This window comes from Kitasatospora sp. NPDC001527, from assembly GCF_040298605.1.
Classification (GTDB): domain Bacteria; phylum Actinomycetota; class Actinomycetes; order Streptomycetales; family Streptomycetaceae; genus Kitasatospora.
The window spans coordinates 157352-174405 of the sequence record NZ_JBEPAM010000011.1 but is presented as its reverse complement, the minus strand read 5'-3'; the positions used below and the strand labels follow the sequence as shown (position 1 = coordinate 174405).

Sequence of the window (17054 nt, the reverse complement as noted above, 5' to 3'; positions counted from 1 at the left end):
CGCGCGCGGGCGTCCGGGGTGACGGGGTGGAGCGACCGGCAACGGCTCAGCCGGTGCGGCGCAGCAGCGAGATCCGCGAGCGGGTGAGCAGCGCGGCCAGCGCCACCGCGAGCAGCGGCAGCAGGATCAGGGTGCCCCCGATGTTGAGCCAGGGGAACACCACGATGCCCTTGGCCGCCTTCTCCTGAAGGCTCATCCCGGCGTAGCTCGACGTGGCGGCCTCGACCTTGCGCAGCGCGATCGCGGGCACGACTCCGGCGACGGCGCCGAGCACGGCGCCCATGGTGGCGATGACGCCGCACTGGAAGCCGGACAGGGTGCGCCGGATCCGGGGCGCGGCGCCGACCGCCGCGAGGGTGGTGAGGTCGCGCTGGGAGTCGGCGGCGGCGAGGCCGGTGGCGATGCCGGCGGCGCCGAGGGCGACCAGGCCGGCGAACACGGTCAGGCCCAGGGTGATGAGGTTGCCCGGGGACTGGTAGCCGCGCTCGATGTCGAACTGCACGCCGTCGGAGAGCCTGGCGAGCGCGGCGAGGGCCTTCTGCTCCGCGGCGTCGGAGGCCGGGCCGTCGGGCCGCCACACCGAGCCGATGTCGCGGGTGGTGAGGCCGAGGCGCTGCGCGGTGTCGGGGTTGAGCACCACCTGGCCGGTCGGCGCCTGCGAGGAGGTGGCGAGGTGGGCGTCGACGGTGACGGGGTGGACGGCCGGCTCGGCCTCGGGGTTGTTCTCGTCCCTCGGCTCGGTGAGCTCCAGGATGGCCTTGCCGTCCTTGATGTAGCGCTCGTCGAAGACGACGGCCTTGCCGGCCGCGAGGGCCTGGACGGCGGCCTGGTCGGTGACGTCGTAGAGGTTGCGCAGCAGGCCGCCGTCGCCGGCCTGGACCAGGCCGAAGGGGCTGGCGCGGAGGATGCGGTCCTCCCGGCAGCGCGGGTCCTCGCGGGAGAGCCGCTCGCGTTCCTCCGGGCCGACCGTCATGGCGTTGCGGCCCGAGACCGGGCAGCGGCGCTCCTCGGGCATCACGAGCGTGGCCCAGCCGCACACGCCGTCGCGGCTGACCATGCAGTCGCCCCGGTAGTTGACGCGCTGGACGTCGGCGCGGCTGCCGAGCCCGGGGACGCTGTTCTGCACGGCGCCGCGCATCTGCGGGAGCAGCGAGCCGTCGGAGCCGGCGCCCCAGCCGGCGGAGAGGGTGACGGAGTGGTCGGGGCCGGTGGCGACGTACTCGCGGCGCAGCTCCTCGTCGGAGCTGGAGGTGTAGACGCCGACGGCCACGGAGCCGGCGACGGCGGCCATGACGGCGGCGACGGCGGGGGCGGTGCGGCCGCGGTGGCGCACCGAGTCGCGCAGCGCCAGGCGGGGGCCGAGCGGCAGCCAGCGGCCGAGCCGGCCGAAGAGGCCGACCAGGTAGGGGGCGAGGGCGACCATGCCGAGTTCGGCGATGGCGGAGCCGCCGAGCACGGCGAGGGAGCGGCCGCCGAAGCCGCCGGTGGCGCCGAGCAGGGCGAGGGCGGAGCCGCCGCCGAGCATCAGCAGGCCGAGCAGGGCGAGCTTGCGGCTGGGCGGCTTGAGGTTGTCGCGGCCGGTGAGGGCGGCGACGACGTCCTGCCGGGAGGCCTGGACGGCGGGCACCACGGCGGCCAGCAGGCCGGTGACGAGGCCGATCAGGGCGATGCCGAGCAGGTCGAGCGGCTGGAGGTCGAAGTGGCCGAAGCGCTGGCCGGCGAACTCCTCGGCCCGGGTGCGCAGCAGGGCGACCAGGCCGATGCCGAGGACGAGGCCGACGAGGGCGCCGGCGAGGCCGAGGACGACACCGCCGCCGAGGACGACGGCGCGCACCTGGGCGCGGTCGCCGCCGCCCGCGGCGAGCAGGCCGAGCTGGCGGCGGGAGCGGCGGGCGCCGACGGCGAAGGCCGGGCCGGCGAGCAGGATGATCTCCAGCAGGGCCATGCCCATGACGGTGCCGATGACGACGACGGAGGTCCGGTCCAGGAACGGGGTGCGGCTGCTGCCGCCCCGGCTGTCCTGGTCGACGTAGAACGGCACCTCGGAGCGGGGCGGCGGGTCGAGGAGCACGGTGCGCGAGGCGACCAGGAAGCCGTACTTGTTGAGCTCCACGACCTTGGCCCAGTCGAGGGTGGTCCCGGCCGGGAGCTTGACGAGCCAGTTGTTGGCCTCGTCGCTGACGGAGGTGCGCCCGCGCGTGCCGGACTCGGCACCGGGCAGCTTGGCGAGCGGGTCGAGCAGGGCGCCGGGGCGGGCGAACAGGTCGACGCCGCGCAGGTCGCCGGGGTGCTCGGCGACGCCGGTGATGGTGTAGGGGGTGGCTTCGAGGCCGCGCGGTGAGGTGCGGTCGCCGATCTTCAGCCCGGAGGTGTCGAGGAAGGCCTGGGTGACGGCGATCTCGTGGTCGGCGCTGGGTGCCCGGCCCTTGATCACGTCGTAGCGGCCGTGCCAGACGGGGTCGGCGAGGTCGAGTTCGGTGATCCGGACGTTGGCGAGGCCCTCGACGGTGCTGGTGGTGATGTAGGGGCCTTCGCGCAGTGGCACCAGGGTGGCGCCGGGCAGCAGTTGCCGGGCGAGGTCGGCGGGCGCGGTGTCGAGGCTGCGCTGCTGCTCGGGGGTGAGGACGGGCTTGCCGTTCTCCTTCTTCGCGTCGTCGACGGTGGTGATCCTGCGGTCCACCTCGGGGTCGGGGGTCTGCAGGACGACGGCGCCGCGGTCGAGGATCTCCAGGGAGGCCTCGGCCTGGCCCATGCTGCGCTCGATCTTCTCGACCGGGTCGAGTTCGGCGCTGCGGAACATGACGTCGGCGCCGGCGACGCCGAGGACGGGCAGCGCGACCATGGCGATGACGAGGGCGCTGCGGCCCTTGGCGCGCAGGGCGTCGCGGCGGGCGATGCGCAGGGCGACCCGCCAGGAACCGAGGTTCACTCCCCCACCGGGCCCTTCGCGTTGGCGGCGGCCGCGACGAGCAGGCTGCCGGCGTCCTGGCTGGCGCTCTCGTCGACCATCCGGCCGTCGCGCAGGAAGACCACGCGGTCGGCCCAGGCGGCGTGCCGGGGCTCGTGGGTGACCATCATGGCGGCGGCGCCGGCGTCGCAGCGGGCGCGCAGCACGGCGAGCACGGCCTCGCCGGTGGTGGAGTCGAGGGCGCCGGTGGGTTCGTCGGCGAGGACGAGCCGGCGGTCGCCGATCAGGGCGCGGGCGATGGCGACGCGCTGCTGCTGGCCGCCGGACATGTCGTCGGGGAAGCGGTCGGCGAGTTCGGGAATGCCGAGCTCCTCCAGGGCGACGAGGGCCTCGCGGCGGGCGGCGCGGGTGGAGACGCCGTCGAGTTCGCGCGGCAGGGAGATGTTCTCGGCGGCGGTGAGCGCCGGTATCAGGTTGTAGTCCTGGAAGACGTAGCCGACGGAGCGGCGGCGGACCTCGGCGAGCCTCTTGCGGCTGAGCCCGCCGAGGGCGACGCCCTCGACGAGGACCTGCCCGCCGCTGGGCGTGTCGAGGCCGCCGGCGAGGGTGAGCAGGGTGGACTTGCCGGAACCCGAGGGGCCCATGACGGCGACGAACTCGCCGGGATGCACCTTCAGGTCGACGCCGCGCAGTGCCTGGACCTCGGCGGCGCCCTGTCCGTGGACCCGGGTGACGTTGTCCAGGTGCAGGACGGCGTCGGCGCCGTTCCCGCTCGGACGGGTGTGGGACACGTTTCCCCCTGCTGTTCGGTGGGCCCGCGGCGCTTCGGCGCGGCGGCGGGCCACTGGTTCGTTTCGGTGGGGCCCTCAGGCCTTGGTGCGGCGACGGCCGAACCGGGTGGGCGCGGGCGCGCCGGCGGTGTCCTGGGCGGCCTCGGCGGCGCGGGCCCGGGCGATCTCGGCCTGCTGGGCGAGCCGGGTCTCGCAGTGGTCGAGCCAGCGGACCTCGGCCTCGGTCTGGAAGATCAGCTGTTCGAGGACGAGCAGCCAGGCGAGGTCGGAGCCCGGGGCCCCGGCGTCGCCGGGGCGGGCCTCGCCGGCGAGGGCGCGGGCCTTGAGGCGGGTGTAGTCCTGGAGCGCCTTGATGCTGTGCCGGCGCTGGCCCTGGACCACGGCGGGCACGTCGACGCCGGGGACGGTGACGGCCATCGCGAGCTTGATGGCGAGTTCGTCGCGGGGCGGGTTGGTGCGCGGCACCGGGGTGTCGAACCAGGAGCGCAGTTCGGCGCGGCCGGCGTCGGTGGCCGCGTAGAACTGGTGGCCCTCCTCGTCCTCCCCGGCGGGGACGACCAGTCCGTCGCGTTCCAGGCGGGCGAGGGTGGTGTAGACCTGGCCGACGTTGAGCGGCCAGGTGGCGCCGGTGCGCGCCTCGAACTCGGTTCTCAGCTGGTAGCCGTAGCGCGGACCCTGGTCGAGCAGGGCGAGCAGGCCGTGGCGGATGGACATACCGAGTATGTATACCGAGTATGCTCGACGGGTCAAGCCGGGTGGTCCGGCCGTCACCGGCGGCGGGTAACGTCGGGGGGCGTGAGCCAGTTGCGCATCGCCACGTTCAATCTGCTGCACGGTCAGCCGCTCGCGCCCGACGGCGCCCCGTCCCCGTTCCCGGCCGATCCCGGCGGGCCGCTCGCGAAGGCGGTGGCCGCCCTGGACGCCGATGTGCTGGCACTCCAGGAGGTGGACCGCCGTCAGGCCCGGTCCGGCGGCACCGACCAGGCCGCCGTCGCCGCCGCCGCGATGGGCGCGAGCGACTGGCGCTTCGCCGCCGCCCTGCACGGCCGGCCCGCGCCGGTGGCGGGCTGGCTGCCGGAGGCCTCGGCGCCCGCCGGGATCCGGGTGTACGGGCCGGCCGAGGTCGGTGACGGCGCGCCGCCCGCGTACGGCACGGCGCTGCTGACCCGGCTGCCGGTGCGGCACTGGCGGGCCCGCCGGTTCGCCCCGGCGCCGTTCGGGCTGCCGCTGCGGGTGGCCGGGCGGCGCGGGCTGACGCCGGTGCCGGACGAGCCGCGGGCCGCGCTCGCCGCCGTCCTGGAGGGCGGGCGCGGCCCGTTCACGGTGGTGGCCGCCCATCTGTCGTTCGTGCCGGGCTGGAACATGGCGCAGCTGGCGGCGATCCGCCGGTGGATCGCCGACCTTCCGCAGCCGTACCTGGTGCTGGGGGACTTCAACCTGGTGGGCGCGGTGCCGCGCACGGTGCTGGGCGGGGCGAGCGCGCTGGAGCGGTCCGCGCCGCGGGCGCGGGTGCGGGAGCTGCGGGCGGCCCGCCGGGCCCGGCCGGCGCTGGTGGAGCCGCGCCGGCGGCGGGTGCGCGAGCCGCGGGCGCGGCTGCAGGGCTGGTCGGACCTGGCCCGCACGCCGACCTACCCCTCGCACCGGCCGGCCGTGCAGTTCGACCACGTGCTGGCGGTCGGGGTGCCGCGCTCCGCGGTGGGCGCGGCGTCCGCACCGCGCGCGGAGGTGTCGGACCACCGGCCGCTGATGGTGCGGGTGGAACTCTAGGACGTGCTCACTGCCGGGACAGGTGCCCGTTCTGCTGGGGCACGTGCGGGACGGTCGGGGCGGTCCGGACGGGCGGGAGGGCCGGGAGGGGCGGGGCGAGCACGGCGGTGACGGCGGCCCGCGGAGGGTCGGCGGCGGGCGGTGGCTCGTACTGGAGGAGCAGCATGGCGGCGTCGTCGCCGAGCTGGCGCCCGACGTGGCGCACCACGTCCTCGTGCAGCCGGCGCAGCACGTCGACGGGGCCGCCGCCCTGGGCGCAGCGCGGGAGGCGCTCGGCGAGCGGGTAGAAGGCGCCGGCCCGGTCGCGGGCCTCGATGACGCCGTCGGTGAAGAGCAGCACGCGGTCGCCGGGGTGCAGCGGGACGCGCAGGACGGGCGGGCGGACGTCGGCGGGGTCGAGGACGCCGAGCGGGGGCACCGTCTCGGCGAGTTCGAGCGGCCGGGCGGCCTCGGTGCCGCGCAGCAGCAGCGGGGCCGGGTGGCCGCAGTTGACGATCTCGGCGGTGCCGTCGTGGCCGACCCCGATGAGGACGAGGGTGACGAACTCCTCCTCGACGCCGGGGTGGTCGTTCTCGTGCAGGGCGCGGTCGAGGCTGTCCGCGAGCCAGCCGGCGACCCTGTCGAGGGCGGCCTCCTGATGGGCGGCCTCACGGAAGGCGCCGAGCACGGCGGCGGCGGTCTCGACGGCCCCGAGCCCCTTGCCGCGCACGTCGCCGACGACGGCGCGCACGCCGTGCCGGGTGTTGACGACCTCGTAGAGGTCGCCGCCGATGCGGGCGTGGGCGGCGGCCGCCGCGTAGTGGACGGCGGCACGGACGGTGCCGACGCGGTCGGGGACGGGGCGCAGCAGGACGCGCCGGGCGATCGAGGCGACCAGCTGGGCGTCGGCGAGCAGGCGCTCCTGGCGCAGCCTCAGGGTGGCGCTGACCCAGCCGATCGCGGCGACGAGGACGATGGCGAAGACGGTGGCGCTGTGCACGGACTCGCCGAGCACGTCGTTGTGGAAGGCCATCAGGAACGCGGCGGCCTCCGTGCAGACGCCGATGACGAGGGGGTACCAGGTACGGCGGCTGACCACGGCGGCCAGCGCGGGGACCGCGGTGAGGGCCGGTTCGACGGTCACCGCGGCGTCGGTGAAGTAGTCGAGGACGACGACCAGCGCCATCCCGATGAACGGCAGCGACAGTGCCGTCCTCGGCCAGGTGCCGGTCGCGCCGGGTGCGGCTGCCGGGGTCGGCCCGGCGAACCGTTCTCTGATCCATCCGGTCGCGCTCAACTTCGGTTCTCCAGCAGAAGACGCCGATGCCCGTGGGCACCTGCGGTGATGACTGAGGGTTAGGGAATGCGGGCCTCGCTGGCGGCCGGAGCACGGGGGTTGACCGGTTACCGACCCCACAATATGCGCGAAACGTGCACTACGCACAGGTTTCGCCCGATGCCGTGATGACTTGAATGCTCTCCGTGACTCATTCTTCACTGTTCCCGATCAGGAGCCGTTCCAACTCTTTTCGACCGGGAAGTCCTGCGGGTTGTTCGATCCGGCCGCTGCGGACGTACAGGAAGGAGGCCGTGACCTGCTCCAGGGGGACGCCCGCCTGTTCGGCCCACGCCAGCCGGTAGACGGCGAGTTGGAGCGGGTCGGCGGTCTCCTCGCGGTGCGTCTTCCAGTCCACCACTTCGTAGCGTGACGCGCCGCCGAATTCTGACCCGTCGTCACCGTCACGGTAGACCGCGTCGATCCGGCCGCGCACCACCCGGCCCGCCAGCACCAGGTGGAACGGCGCCTCGACCCGCAGCGGCTCGCGGTCCGCGTACGGGGTGCGCAGGAAGGCCTCCTTGAGGCGTTCGAGGTCCTGCTCGTCCTCGATGCCGTCGTCGTCGGCGCCGGGCAGCGCGCCCGGGCCGATCAGCATCAGCGGCTCGATCCGGGACTGCACCCAGGCGTGGAAGCGGGTGCCGCGCCGGGCGGCGGGCTGCGGCGGGCGGGGCATCGGGCGGGCGAGGTCGTGGGCGAAGCCGTCCGGGTCGGCGGCCAGCCGCAGCAGCTGGGTGGCGGAGAGCGAGGCGGGCAGCGGCACCTCCCGCACCCGGCTGCGGGAGCGCTCCAGCTCACCGAGCAGCGCGTTCAGGTCGCGGTCCCAGGACTCCACCAGCCGGCGGTCCTCGGGGGCCATCGGCTCGGGCTCGGGGGCGGGCGCCCCGGCCAGCCGGCGGTGCACCACCTCGGCGACCCGGCGGCGGGCGTGCTGGGCGGCCGGGTCCAGCGGCAGCGGCCAGGGCCGTTCGACGGGCGCGGCGAGCGCCGGGTTCTCCTCGCCCTCGGCGGGCGGTCCGGCCCAGACGGCGACCTCGCCGTTGCCGGGCCGCTCGGCGTGCTCGCGCAGCTGCTCCAGGAAGTCGGACGGGCCGCGCGGGGACTTCTGGCTGGGCCCCCACCAGTGGCCGGAGGCCAGCAGCAGGGCGCGCGGGCGGGTGAAGGCGACGTAGCCCAGGCGCAGCTCCTCGACGGCGGAGTGCTCGGCGAGGGCGGCTCTGAAGTCCTTCATCGCCTTGGCGTTCCAGCCGCCGCGCACGTCCGGCAGGGTGGCGGCGTCGCCGCGCAGGGCGTGCGGCAGGACGCGCTTGGTGCTGGTCCAGCGCTCGCGCGGGGACGAGGACGGGAAGGCGCCCTTGACCAGGCCGGGCACCGCGACGACGTCCCACTCCAGGCCCTTGGACTTGTGCGCGGTGAGGACCTTGACGGTGTCCTCGCCGCCGGGCAGGCCGGCGTCCAGGCCCCGGTCGTGCTCCTGGGCGGCCCGCAGGAAGCCGAGGAAGGCGGCGAGGCCGGGGTCGCCGTCGAGGTCGGCGAAGGAGGCGGCGACGTCGAGGAAGGCGTGCAGGGTCTCCCGCCGGCGGGCGGCCAGCGCCTGCGGGGAGGCGGAGAGTTCGACCTCCAGGCCGGTGACGGCGAGGACCCGGTGCAGCACGTCCATCAGCGGTTCGGCGAGCGAGCGGCGCAGCTCGCGCAGCTCGCGGGCGAGCCGGGCGAAGCGGACCCTGGCCTCGGCGGAGAAGGGCAGTTCGTCGGCCTCCTGCGTGTCCAGGAAGGTCTCCAGGGCGTCGGCGAGCGAGACCACCTCGGTGGGGTCGGTCTCGGCGACGGCGGCGGCGAGCGCCTCGACGCCCTCGGGGCGCTCGGTGCGGACGAGTTCGGCGGCGCGCCGGCCGAGCAGGGCGAGGTCGCGCGGGCCGATCCGCCAGCGCGGGCCGATCAGCAGCCGGACCAGGGCGGCGTTGGCGGTCGGGTCCTGGAGCACCTCGCAGACCGCGACCAGGTCGGCCACCTCGGGCAGGTGGAGCAGCCCGCCGAGGCCGACCACCTCGACCGGAACGTCCCGGGCGACCAGCGCGGCGTGCACGTCGGGGAAGGCGGCGCCGCCCCGGCACAGCACGGCGATCCGGCCGGGGGCGGTGCCGGTGCGCACCAGGTGGGCGATCTCGTCGGCGAGCCAGTCGACCTCCTGGGCGTGGGTGGGCAGCAGCGCGGCCCGCACCAGGCCGTCGGTCTCGGCACCGGGCGCGGGGCGCAGCGCCTCGACGCCCTCGTGCATGGCGCGCAGCGGCGCCGCGAGGCCGTTGGCGAAGGCCAGCAGCCGCCCGCCGCTGCGGCGGTTCTCGCTGAGCGCGTAGCGGTCGGCCGGGGTGGCGTCGGCGTTCGGGAAGTGCCGGGGGAAGTCGTCGAGGTTGGCGACGGAGGCACCGCGCCAGCCGTAGATGGCCTGGCAGGGGTCACCGACGGCGGTGACCGGGTGGCCGGGGGCGGCGCCGTCCGGGCCGGCGCCGAACAGGCCGGCCAGCATCAGGCGCTGGGCGACGGAGGTGTCCTGGTACTCGTCGAGCAGCACGACCCGGTACTGCTCGCGCAGCAGGGCGCCGACCTCGGGGCGCTGCTGCGCGAGGCGGGCGGCGGCGGCGATCTGGTCGCCGAAGTCCATCAGGCCGGCCGAGGTCTTGCGGCGCCGGTAGTCCTCGACCAGGCGCAGCAGTTCCAGCCGGGCCCGGGCGGCGGCGGGCACGGCCCGCAGGTCCTCGTTGCTCAGCCGCACGCCGGCGAGGGCGTCGAGCAGTTCCTCGTCGAAGGCGCGCAGCGCGGCGGGGTCGACGAGGTGCTCGGCGAGCTCGCCGTCGAGCGCGGTGAGGTCGGCGACCAGGTTGGCGAAGGTGCCGGTGAGCGCGGGGAACGGGCCGCGGGCGGTGCGCAGCACCTTGGCGGCGAGCTGGAAGCGGGTGGCGTCGGCGAGCAGCCGGGTGTCGGGTTCGATGCCGATCCGCAGGCCGTGCTCCTTGAGCAGGCGGCCGGCGAAGGCGTGGTAGGTGGAGATCTCGGGTTCGCCGAGCGCCTCGCCGTCGTCGGGGTCGGCCACCCCCGCACGGTGCAGGGCGGCGCGGACGCGTTCGGCGAGTTCGCCGGCGGCCTTGTTGGTGAAGGTGAGGCCGAGGACCTGTTCGGGGCGCACGGCGCCGGAGCCGACCAGCCAGACGACCCGGGCGGCCATCACGGTGGTCTTGCCGGAGCCGGCGCCGGCGACGATGACGGCCGGCCGCAGCGGGGCGCCGATGGCCGCCATCTGCTCCCGGTTGAAGGGGATGCCCAGCAGCTCCTTGAGCTGGTCGGGATGGCTGAGCACGGCGGTCACCACGCAACGGTAGCCGGGGGCGCCGACAGCCGGGGGGCCGCTGTGGCGACGGCCACGTGCCGCGTGCGCCACACCGGCGGCGGGTCCGCCCGGCGGCGGCTACTCGACGAGCTGGGCGCCGTCGCGCTGGGCGGAGCAGCTGCGGCGGAAGGCGCAGCGGTCGCAGCCGCTGCCGGTCTGCGGGACGAACCGCTCGGCGAGGACCCGTCCGGCGGCCTCGGCGAGCAGGTTCTCGATCCACGGCTCGCCCTCGGGCGGGTCCTGCCGCTGCACCTTGGGCGCGTCGGCCGCCGTCCTGTCGGGCTTGCGCAGCTGGACGAGCTCGGCGCCGCCGGACTCGGCGGCCGCGGCGTCGAAGCCGGGCAGCCCGTTGAGGGCGCCGGAGCGGACGGCGAGCTGGTAGACGGCGAGCTGCTTGTGCTCGGGCAGCGACTTGTCGGTGGGCGTCTGCTTGCCGGTCTTGAAGTCGACCACGTAGGCGCGGCCGGCCTCGTCCTTCTCGACGCGGTCCATCGAGCCGCGGATGCGCACCTGGACGCCGCCGGCGTCGAGGGTGACGTCGAAGTCGTGCTCGGTGGCGACGACGTCGCGCCCGCGCGCCATCACGTGCCAGGTGAGGAAGCGTTCCAGGGCGGCGCGGGCCTCGGTCTTCTCCTGCTGGGACTTCCAGGGCGCGTCGAAGGCCAGCGCGTCCCAGACGGTGTCCAGGCGCTCCATCAGGACGGCGAGGTCGGCGGGGGTGCGGCCGGAGCCGACCTCGTCGGCGAGGGCGTGCACGACGTTGCCGAAGCCCTGGGCGGCGGAGGAGGTGCCGCGGGCCTTGACCTCCTTGTCGAGGAACCACTGCAGCGAGCAGTTCTCCAACTGCTCCAGGCCGCTGCCGGACAGCCGCACCGGCAGGTCGGCGGAGCGCAGCGGGTCGGGGGCCGCGGTGGCGTCCTCCAGGCCCCACCAGCTCTCTGGCCGGGCGGCGGGCACCAGCGGGCGGCCCTCCTCGTCGGTGGCGAGGGCCAGGGTGGCGAGCCGTTCGGCGGCGGCGCGGCGCAGTTCGGGCGAGCGGGTCCGGTCGACGGTGACCGCGCGCAGCTCGGCGACCAGCGCGGGCACGGCGAGCGGGCGGCGCGGGCGGTGGGTGACGTCCTCGACGGTGACCGGCGGGGTGCGGCGCAGCACCCGCCCGGTGCGCGGGTCGACGTCCTCGCGGTAGAGCTCGCGCAGGAAGCGGGACGGCTGGTCGCCGTCGTCGGCGGGGGCCTTGACGGCGGTGACGACGAGCCGGTCCCTGGCGCGGGTGGCGGCGACGTAGAAAAGGCGGCGCTCCTCGGCGAGCAGCGCGGCGGGGGTGAGCGGTTCGGCGAGGCCGTCGCGCCCGATCCGGTCGGCCTCCAGCAGGGAACCGCGGCGGCGCAGGTCGGGCCAGAGGCCGTCCTGGACGCCGGCGACGACGACCAGGCGCCACTCCAGGCCCTTGGCGCGGTGGGCGGTCATCAGCCGGACGGCCTCGGGGCGCACGGCCCGCACGGTGAGGGTGTCGGCGGCGATGTCCTGGGCCTCCAGCTCGGCGAGCAGGTCGAGGGCGCCGCGGTGGCCGGTGACCTGCTCCTCCGCGCGGGCGGCGGTCTCGAACAGGGCGCAGACCGCGTCGAGGTCGCGGTCGGCGTTGCGGCCGGCGGCGCCGCCGCGCAGGGCGGCCCGCTCCAGGCGCTCGCGCCAGCGGCGGGAGCCGTCCCACAGCTGCCACAGGGCGTCCTCGGCGGTGCAGCCGCCGGCGAGGGCCTCGCGGACCTTGCGCAGCAGGGTTCCGAGGTCGTGGGCGCGGCGGGCGTACGGGGCGTCGAGGACGGCGAGGCGCTCGGGTTCGGTGAGCGCCTCGCGCAGCAGCTCGCCGGCCGGGCGGGGCACGGCGGGCGGTGCGCCGTCGGCGGCCCCGGCGCGCAGGGCGGCGCGCTCCTCCTCGCGCAGGGTCCGGCCGAGGCGGCGCAGGTCGGCGCCGTCGAGGCCGCCGAGCGGGCCGGTGAGCAGGGCGTGGGCGAGGTCGGTGGTCAGCGGGTCGGGCGCACCCGGACCGGCGCCGTCCCCTTCCTCCGGCGCGTCCTGGCCCTCGTGCCGGTCGCGGACGGCCTGCTCGGCGCAGACCCGCAGGGCGAGCAGCAGCTGGGCGACGGCCGGCTCCTCGCGCAGCGGCAGGTCGTCACCGTCGATCTCCAGCGGGACGCCGGCCGCGCCGAGCGCCCGCCGCACGCCGGGGATGGACCGGGCGCCGGCCCGGACCAGCACGGCCATCTCGCCCCACGGCACGCCGTCCTCCAGGTGGGCGCGGCGCAGCAGGTCGGCGATCGAGTCCAGCTCGGCGCCGGGCGTCGGGTAGGTGTAGACCTCGACCCGGCCGCCCTCCCGGGCGGGCAGCGGGGCGCGGTGCTGGGCGAGCTTGTCGGCGGGCAGCCGGCCCATCGGCATCCGCCGGGCGAGCTCGCCGGCGGCGGCGAGCAGCACGGCGCCGGAGCGGCGGGAGACCCGCAGCACCCTGACGTCGGCGGGGCGGCCGTCGGCGTGCCGGAAGGTCTGCGGGAACTCCAGGATGCCGTTGATGTCGGCGCCCCGGAACGCGTAGATGGACTGGTCCGGGTCGCCCACGGCGACCAGCTCGCGCCCGCCGCCGGCGAGCCGGCGCAGCAGCCGGACCTGGGCGGGGTCGGTGTCCTGGTACTCGTCCACGAAGACGGCGTCGTAGCGCTCGCGCAGGCTCCGCTCGACCTCGGGGCGCTCGGCGAGCAGCACGGCGCGGTGCACCAGCTCGGCGTAGTCGAGGACGCCGCGCAGGTCCAGCACGTCGAGGTAGTCGGCGAGGAAGTGGGCCGCGGCGGCCCAGTCGGGGCGCCGGACGCCCTCGGCGAAGCGGGCCAGCTCGGCCTCGCCCAGGCCCAGCTCGCGGCTGCGGGCGAGCACGGCGCGGACCTCGTCGGCGAAGCCGCGGGTGGTGAGGCAGGCGCGCAGGTCCAGCGGCCAGGCGATCCGGGAACGGCCGCGCCGGGCGTCCTCGGCGCCGCCGGCGAGCAGTTCGCGGACCATGACGTCCTGCTCGGGGCCGGAGAGCAGCCGCAGGGGCTCGGCGTAGTCGGCCGGGTCCTGGTGGGCGCGGAGCAGGGCGTAGCAGAAGGAGTGGAAGGTGGTGGCCTGCGGGGCGGCGGCCCGGGAGCCCGCGGCGGTGGCGGAGAGCCGGCCGGCCATCCGGTCGCGCAGCTCCATGGCGGCCTTGCGGCTGAAGGTGAGGACGAGGATCCGCTCGGGGTCGGCGCCGCCCTCGATCCGCCGGGCGACCGCCTCGACGAGCGTGGTGGTCTTGCCGGTCCCCGGTCCGGCGAGCACCAGCAGCGGCCCGCCCGCGTGCTCGACCACGGCGCGCTGGTAGGCGTCGAGCTCGGGCGGGGCGGGCGGTACGAGGGGGCTGCGCACCAGACGGTAGGGGGAGGTCACGGACGTCCTGGGGGTCGTGCTCGGGCAACTGCGGGCGGGCCCGTCGAGGGGCCCGCCGTATCGAGCCTACGATCCTGCCCCGTCATTCCCGGCCGCGCAGGGGATTCGGCCGATCCCGTCCGGCCCGCCGCCCGGCCTTCAGTCCCCGGCGGGCCGGCCGTCCCAGCGGGCGCGCCGCAGGTCGACCCGGGGCGGGTCGGCGAGCTCGCGCAGCGGGGTGCCCTCCTCGCCGTAGTGGGCGAGGGCGCGGTGCTCGTGGCCGGGCAGCAGGCGGCCGTCGGCGCGGATCACCCGCCACCAGGGCACGGCGCCGCCGTACAGCGCCATCACCCGGCCGACCTGCCGGGGACCGCCCTGGCCGAGGTACTCGGCGACGTCCCCGTAGGTCATCACCCGGCCGGGTGGAATCCGCTCGGTCAGGTCGAGCACCAGTTCGGCGAAGGGCGGCAGCTCGCCGGAACCGGCGTCGTCGGTGGCGTCCGTCATCTGCGGCATTCTTCCGTATCCGGCCGGTTCACGGGGCTGCCGGTCATGATCCGCCGCGCCCGATCCGGCCCCTGTCCAGCGCGGGGCGCCCGGGCATGCCACCATCTTCCGGGGCGGTGAGTGGTGATACGAGGACAAGACCAGATGACCGGGACGGCTGACGTGGGTGTGGACGAGGGCTCCGACGAGTCCTCCGACGGCATGCCCGCAGCGGGTCGCGGCGGTGACGCCGCGGCCGAAGCAGCACCGGAAGTCTCCCTGATCAAGGACCGGACGATCAAGAGCCCGCAGCCGACCGGCCCCGTGAACGGGGCCCCCGCCGCCGTACCCGCCCAGCCGACCGACCCCGAGGCCTCCGAACCGGGCCCGGAGCCCGACCGGGAGCCGGTGCCGGAGCCGGACCCCGGTCCGCGCCCCGGACACGACCCGCTGGACGACGCCCCGCACCTGGACGTCGACGAACCGCTGCTCGCCGCCCGCGCGCACCGGCCCTCCGACCTCATCCGCTTCCTGGCCGGCGTCCTCGGCATCGTCGCGGTCTTCGTGCTCGCCGGGGTGGCCACCTCGACCACCACCGGCATCGAGATCGACATCGCCGAGAACGCGCCCCGCTTCTCCCCGGTGCTGTCCACCATCACCGGCCTGATCTCCAACGTCGCCGTGCTGGCCGTGCCGCTCGCCTTCGCGGTCGAACGGCTGATCAAGCGCGACGGCCTGCGGGTCGCCGACGGCGTGCTCGCCTCGGTGCTGGCCTACGGCGTCTCGCTGGGCATCGACTGGTGGGTCGCCGAGGGCGCCTCCGAGCACATCCGCGACGCCCTGACCCGCTTCCCGCTGGACTCCGTCGGCACCCTCACCGACCCGGTGCACGGCTACCTCGCCCCGGTGATCGCCTACATGACGGCGGTCGGCATGTCGAGCAGACCCCGGTGGCGGGTCGCCCTGTGGGTGGTGGTGGTCTTCAGCGGCATCACCGAGCTGCTCGGCGGCTACACCACCCCGCTCTCCCTGCTGCTCACCGTGCTGATCGGCTGGTCCGTCGCCTACGGCACCCTCTACGCGATCGGCTCGCCGAACATCCGGCCCACCGGCCAGCACCTGATGATCGGCCTGCGCAAGGTCGGCTTCACCCCGGCCAGCGCCCACCGCGCCCCCGACGCCCCCGGCGGCACCCGCCGGTACGTGGTCGCCCAGCAGAGCGGCCCGCCCCTGGACGTCCACATCGTCGACCGCGAGCAGCAGGCCTCCGGCTTCTTCTACCGCGCCTGGCGGCGGCTGCGGCTGCGCTCGGTGGCGGTGCGGCGCAGCCCCCAGTCGCTGCGCCAGGCACTGGAGCAGGAGGCGCTGATCGCCTACGCGGCCGCCGCCTCCGGCGCCCGCGCCCCGCAGCTGGTCGCCACCTCCGAGCTGGGCCCGGACGCCGCCATCCTGGTCTACGAGAACGTCGAGGGCCGCACCCTGGACGACCTCCCCGACGAGGAGATCACCGACCGGGTGATGGCCTCGCTGTGGGAGTCGGTCGCCGCCCTGCACGAGCGCCGGATCGCCCACCGCCGGCTCACCGGCGAGTCGCTGCTGGTCGTCGACGGGAAGACGGCCTGCCTGGTCAACCTCTCCGGCGGCGACATCGCCGCCACCGACCTGACCCTGCGGATCGACGTCGCCCAGCTGCTCACCACCTTCGCGCTGCGGATCGGCCCCGAGCGCACCGTCGCCACCGCCAACGCGGTGCTCGGCGCCGAGCGGGTCGCCCAGGCACTGCCGCTGCTGCAGCCGGTCGGCATGAGCCGCTCGACCCGCGTCGACCTGAAGAAGCTCACCAAGGAGCGCAAGACCGCCGCCCAGGCCAGGGCGCTGGAGCAGGTCGCCGCCGGGGAGCGCACCCAGCAGCAGGCCGAGGAGGACATCGCGGCCGCCGGGGAGGACCTGCTCAGCCGGATCCGCGCCCAGATCCTGCAGATCGCGCCCGAGGCGCCGATGGAGCCGGCCAAGCTGGAGCGGCTCAAGCCGAAGAGCCTGATCATGGTGATCGCGCTCACCTTCGCCGCCTACCTGACGCTCACCACCGTCAAGCCGGCCCAGCTCAAGCTCTCCCAGATGGACTGGGCCTGGGCGGCGGTCGCACTCGCCGCGGCCGCGTTCTCCTACGTCGCCGCGTCGATGAGCCTGACCGGCTTCGTCCCGGAGAAGCTGCCGTTCCGCCGCACCGTGGCCGCCCAGCTGGCCGGCTCGTTCGTGAAGCTGGTCGCCCCGGCCGCGATCGGCGGCATCGCGCTGAACACCCGCTACCTGCAGAAGGCGGGCATCCGCTCCGGCCAGGCGGTCGCCTCGGTCGGCGCCTCCCAGCTGGCCGGCCTGGCCGGACACCTGCTGCTGCTGTTCAGCTTCGGCCTCATCACCGGCAGCCAGACCAACGGCGACCTCTCCGCCTCCCGCACGGTGATCATCGGCGTGCTGAGCGCCGCCGTGCTGGCCATGGTGATCGCGGCGGTCGCCCCGCTGCGGCGGTTCGTGCTGAACCGGCTGCGCTCGCTGTTCTTCGGCGTGGTGCCGCGGATGCTCGACCTGATGCAGACGCCCAGCAAGCTGATCACCGGCTTCGGCGGCATCCTGCTGCTGACGCTCTCCTTCACCGCCTGCCTGGACGCCTCGGTGCGGGCCTTCGGCGGCTCGATCTCCTTCTCGGCGGTCGCCGTGGTCTTCCTGACCGCCAACGCGGCCGGCTCCGCCATCCCCACCCCCGGTGGCATCGGCCCGATCGAGGTCGCACTGATCAGTGCGCTGACCTTCGCCGACGTGCCGACGTCCGTCGCCACCCCGGCGGTCTTCCTCTACCGGGCGCTCACCTTCTGGCTGCCGGTGCTGCCCGGCTGGATCTCCTACAACGTGCTCCAGCGCAAGGGCGCGCTCTAGCCGTCGCCGGACGCCCGCGGACACGCGGAAGGGCCC

Annotated in this window: 9 protein-coding genes; 2 read left to right on the top strand and 7 right to left on the bottom strand. The window is 75.7% G+C overall.

Annotated elements, in window-relative coordinates:
* Positions 1-46 precede the first annotated feature (46 nt).
* The 3 genes from ABT238_RS14865 to ABT238_RS14855 form a co-directional block, all read right to left on the bottom strand.
* Entirely contained in the window at positions 47-2929 is a 2883-nt protein-coding gene (locus tag ABT238_RS14865) for an FtsX-like permease family protein (RefSeq protein ID WP_350563433.1), read from the bottom strand.
* Positions 2926-3699, bottom strand: a complete 774-nt coding sequence (locus ABT238_RS14860) for an ABC transporter ATP-binding protein (RefSeq protein WP_350757683.1) — start codon at positions 3697-3699, stop codon at positions 2926-2928. Before ABT238_RS14860 ends, ABT238_RS14865 begins: the two co-directional genes overlap by 4 nt.
* A gap of 75 nt (positions 3700-3774) precedes the next feature.
* On the bottom strand, positions 3775-4413 hold the full coding sequence (locus tag ABT238_RS14855; RefSeq protein ID WP_350757680.1) for a PadR family transcriptional regulator: 639 nt from the start codon (positions 4411-4413) through the stop codon (positions 3775-3777).
* An 81-nt stretch (positions 4414-4494) separates the two neighbouring features.
* On the opposite strand from ABT238_RS14855, the gene ABT238_RS14850 reads away from it, so the two are divergent.
* Positions 4495-5466: an endonuclease/exonuclease/phosphatase family protein gene (locus ABT238_RS14850; protein ID WP_350563427.1), complete on the top strand. Its 972-nt coding sequence runs from the start codon at positions 4495-4497 to the stop codon at positions 5464-5466.
* Between the two features lie 7 nt (positions 5467-5473).
* Here ABT238_RS14850 and ABT238_RS14845 read toward each other — a convergent pair whose 3' ends face one another.
* The 4 genes from ABT238_RS14845 to ABT238_RS14830 all read right to left on the bottom strand — a co-directional run bounded on the left by ABT238_RS14845 (position 5474) and on the right by ABT238_RS14830 (position 14105).
* Positions 5474-6742: a PP2C family protein-serine/threonine phosphatase gene (locus tag ABT238_RS14845; protein WP_350563425.1), complete on the bottom strand. Its 1269-nt coding sequence runs from the start codon at positions 6740-6742 to the stop codon at positions 5474-5476.
* Between the two features lie 190 nt (positions 6743-6932).
* Entirely contained in the window at positions 6933-10145 is a 3213-nt protein-coding gene (locus tag ABT238_RS14840) for an ATP-dependent helicase (RefSeq protein WP_350563423.1), read from the bottom strand.
* A gap of 99 nt (positions 10146-10244) precedes the next feature.
* The gene (locus ABT238_RS14835; RefSeq protein WP_350757677.1) at positions 10245-13619 is read right to left on the bottom strand and encodes an ATP-dependent helicase; all 3375 of its coding nucleotides are present in this window, start codon (positions 13617-13619) and stop codon (positions 10245-10247) included.
* Positions 13620-13757: 138 nt separating this feature from the next.
* Positions 13758-14105, bottom strand: a complete 348-nt coding sequence (locus ABT238_RS14830; RefSeq protein WP_502884206.1) for an MGMT family protein — start codon at positions 14103-14105, stop codon at positions 13758-13760.
* Between the two features lie 144 nt (positions 14106-14249).
* On the opposite strand from ABT238_RS14830, the gene ABT238_RS14825 reads away from it, so the two are divergent.
* Positions 14250-17018, top strand: coding sequence for a flippase-like domain-containing protein (locus tag ABT238_RS14825; RefSeq protein ID WP_350563417.1), 2769 nt, complete (start codon positions 14250-14252; stop codon positions 17016-17018).
* Positions 17019-17054: the final 36 nt, after the last annotated feature.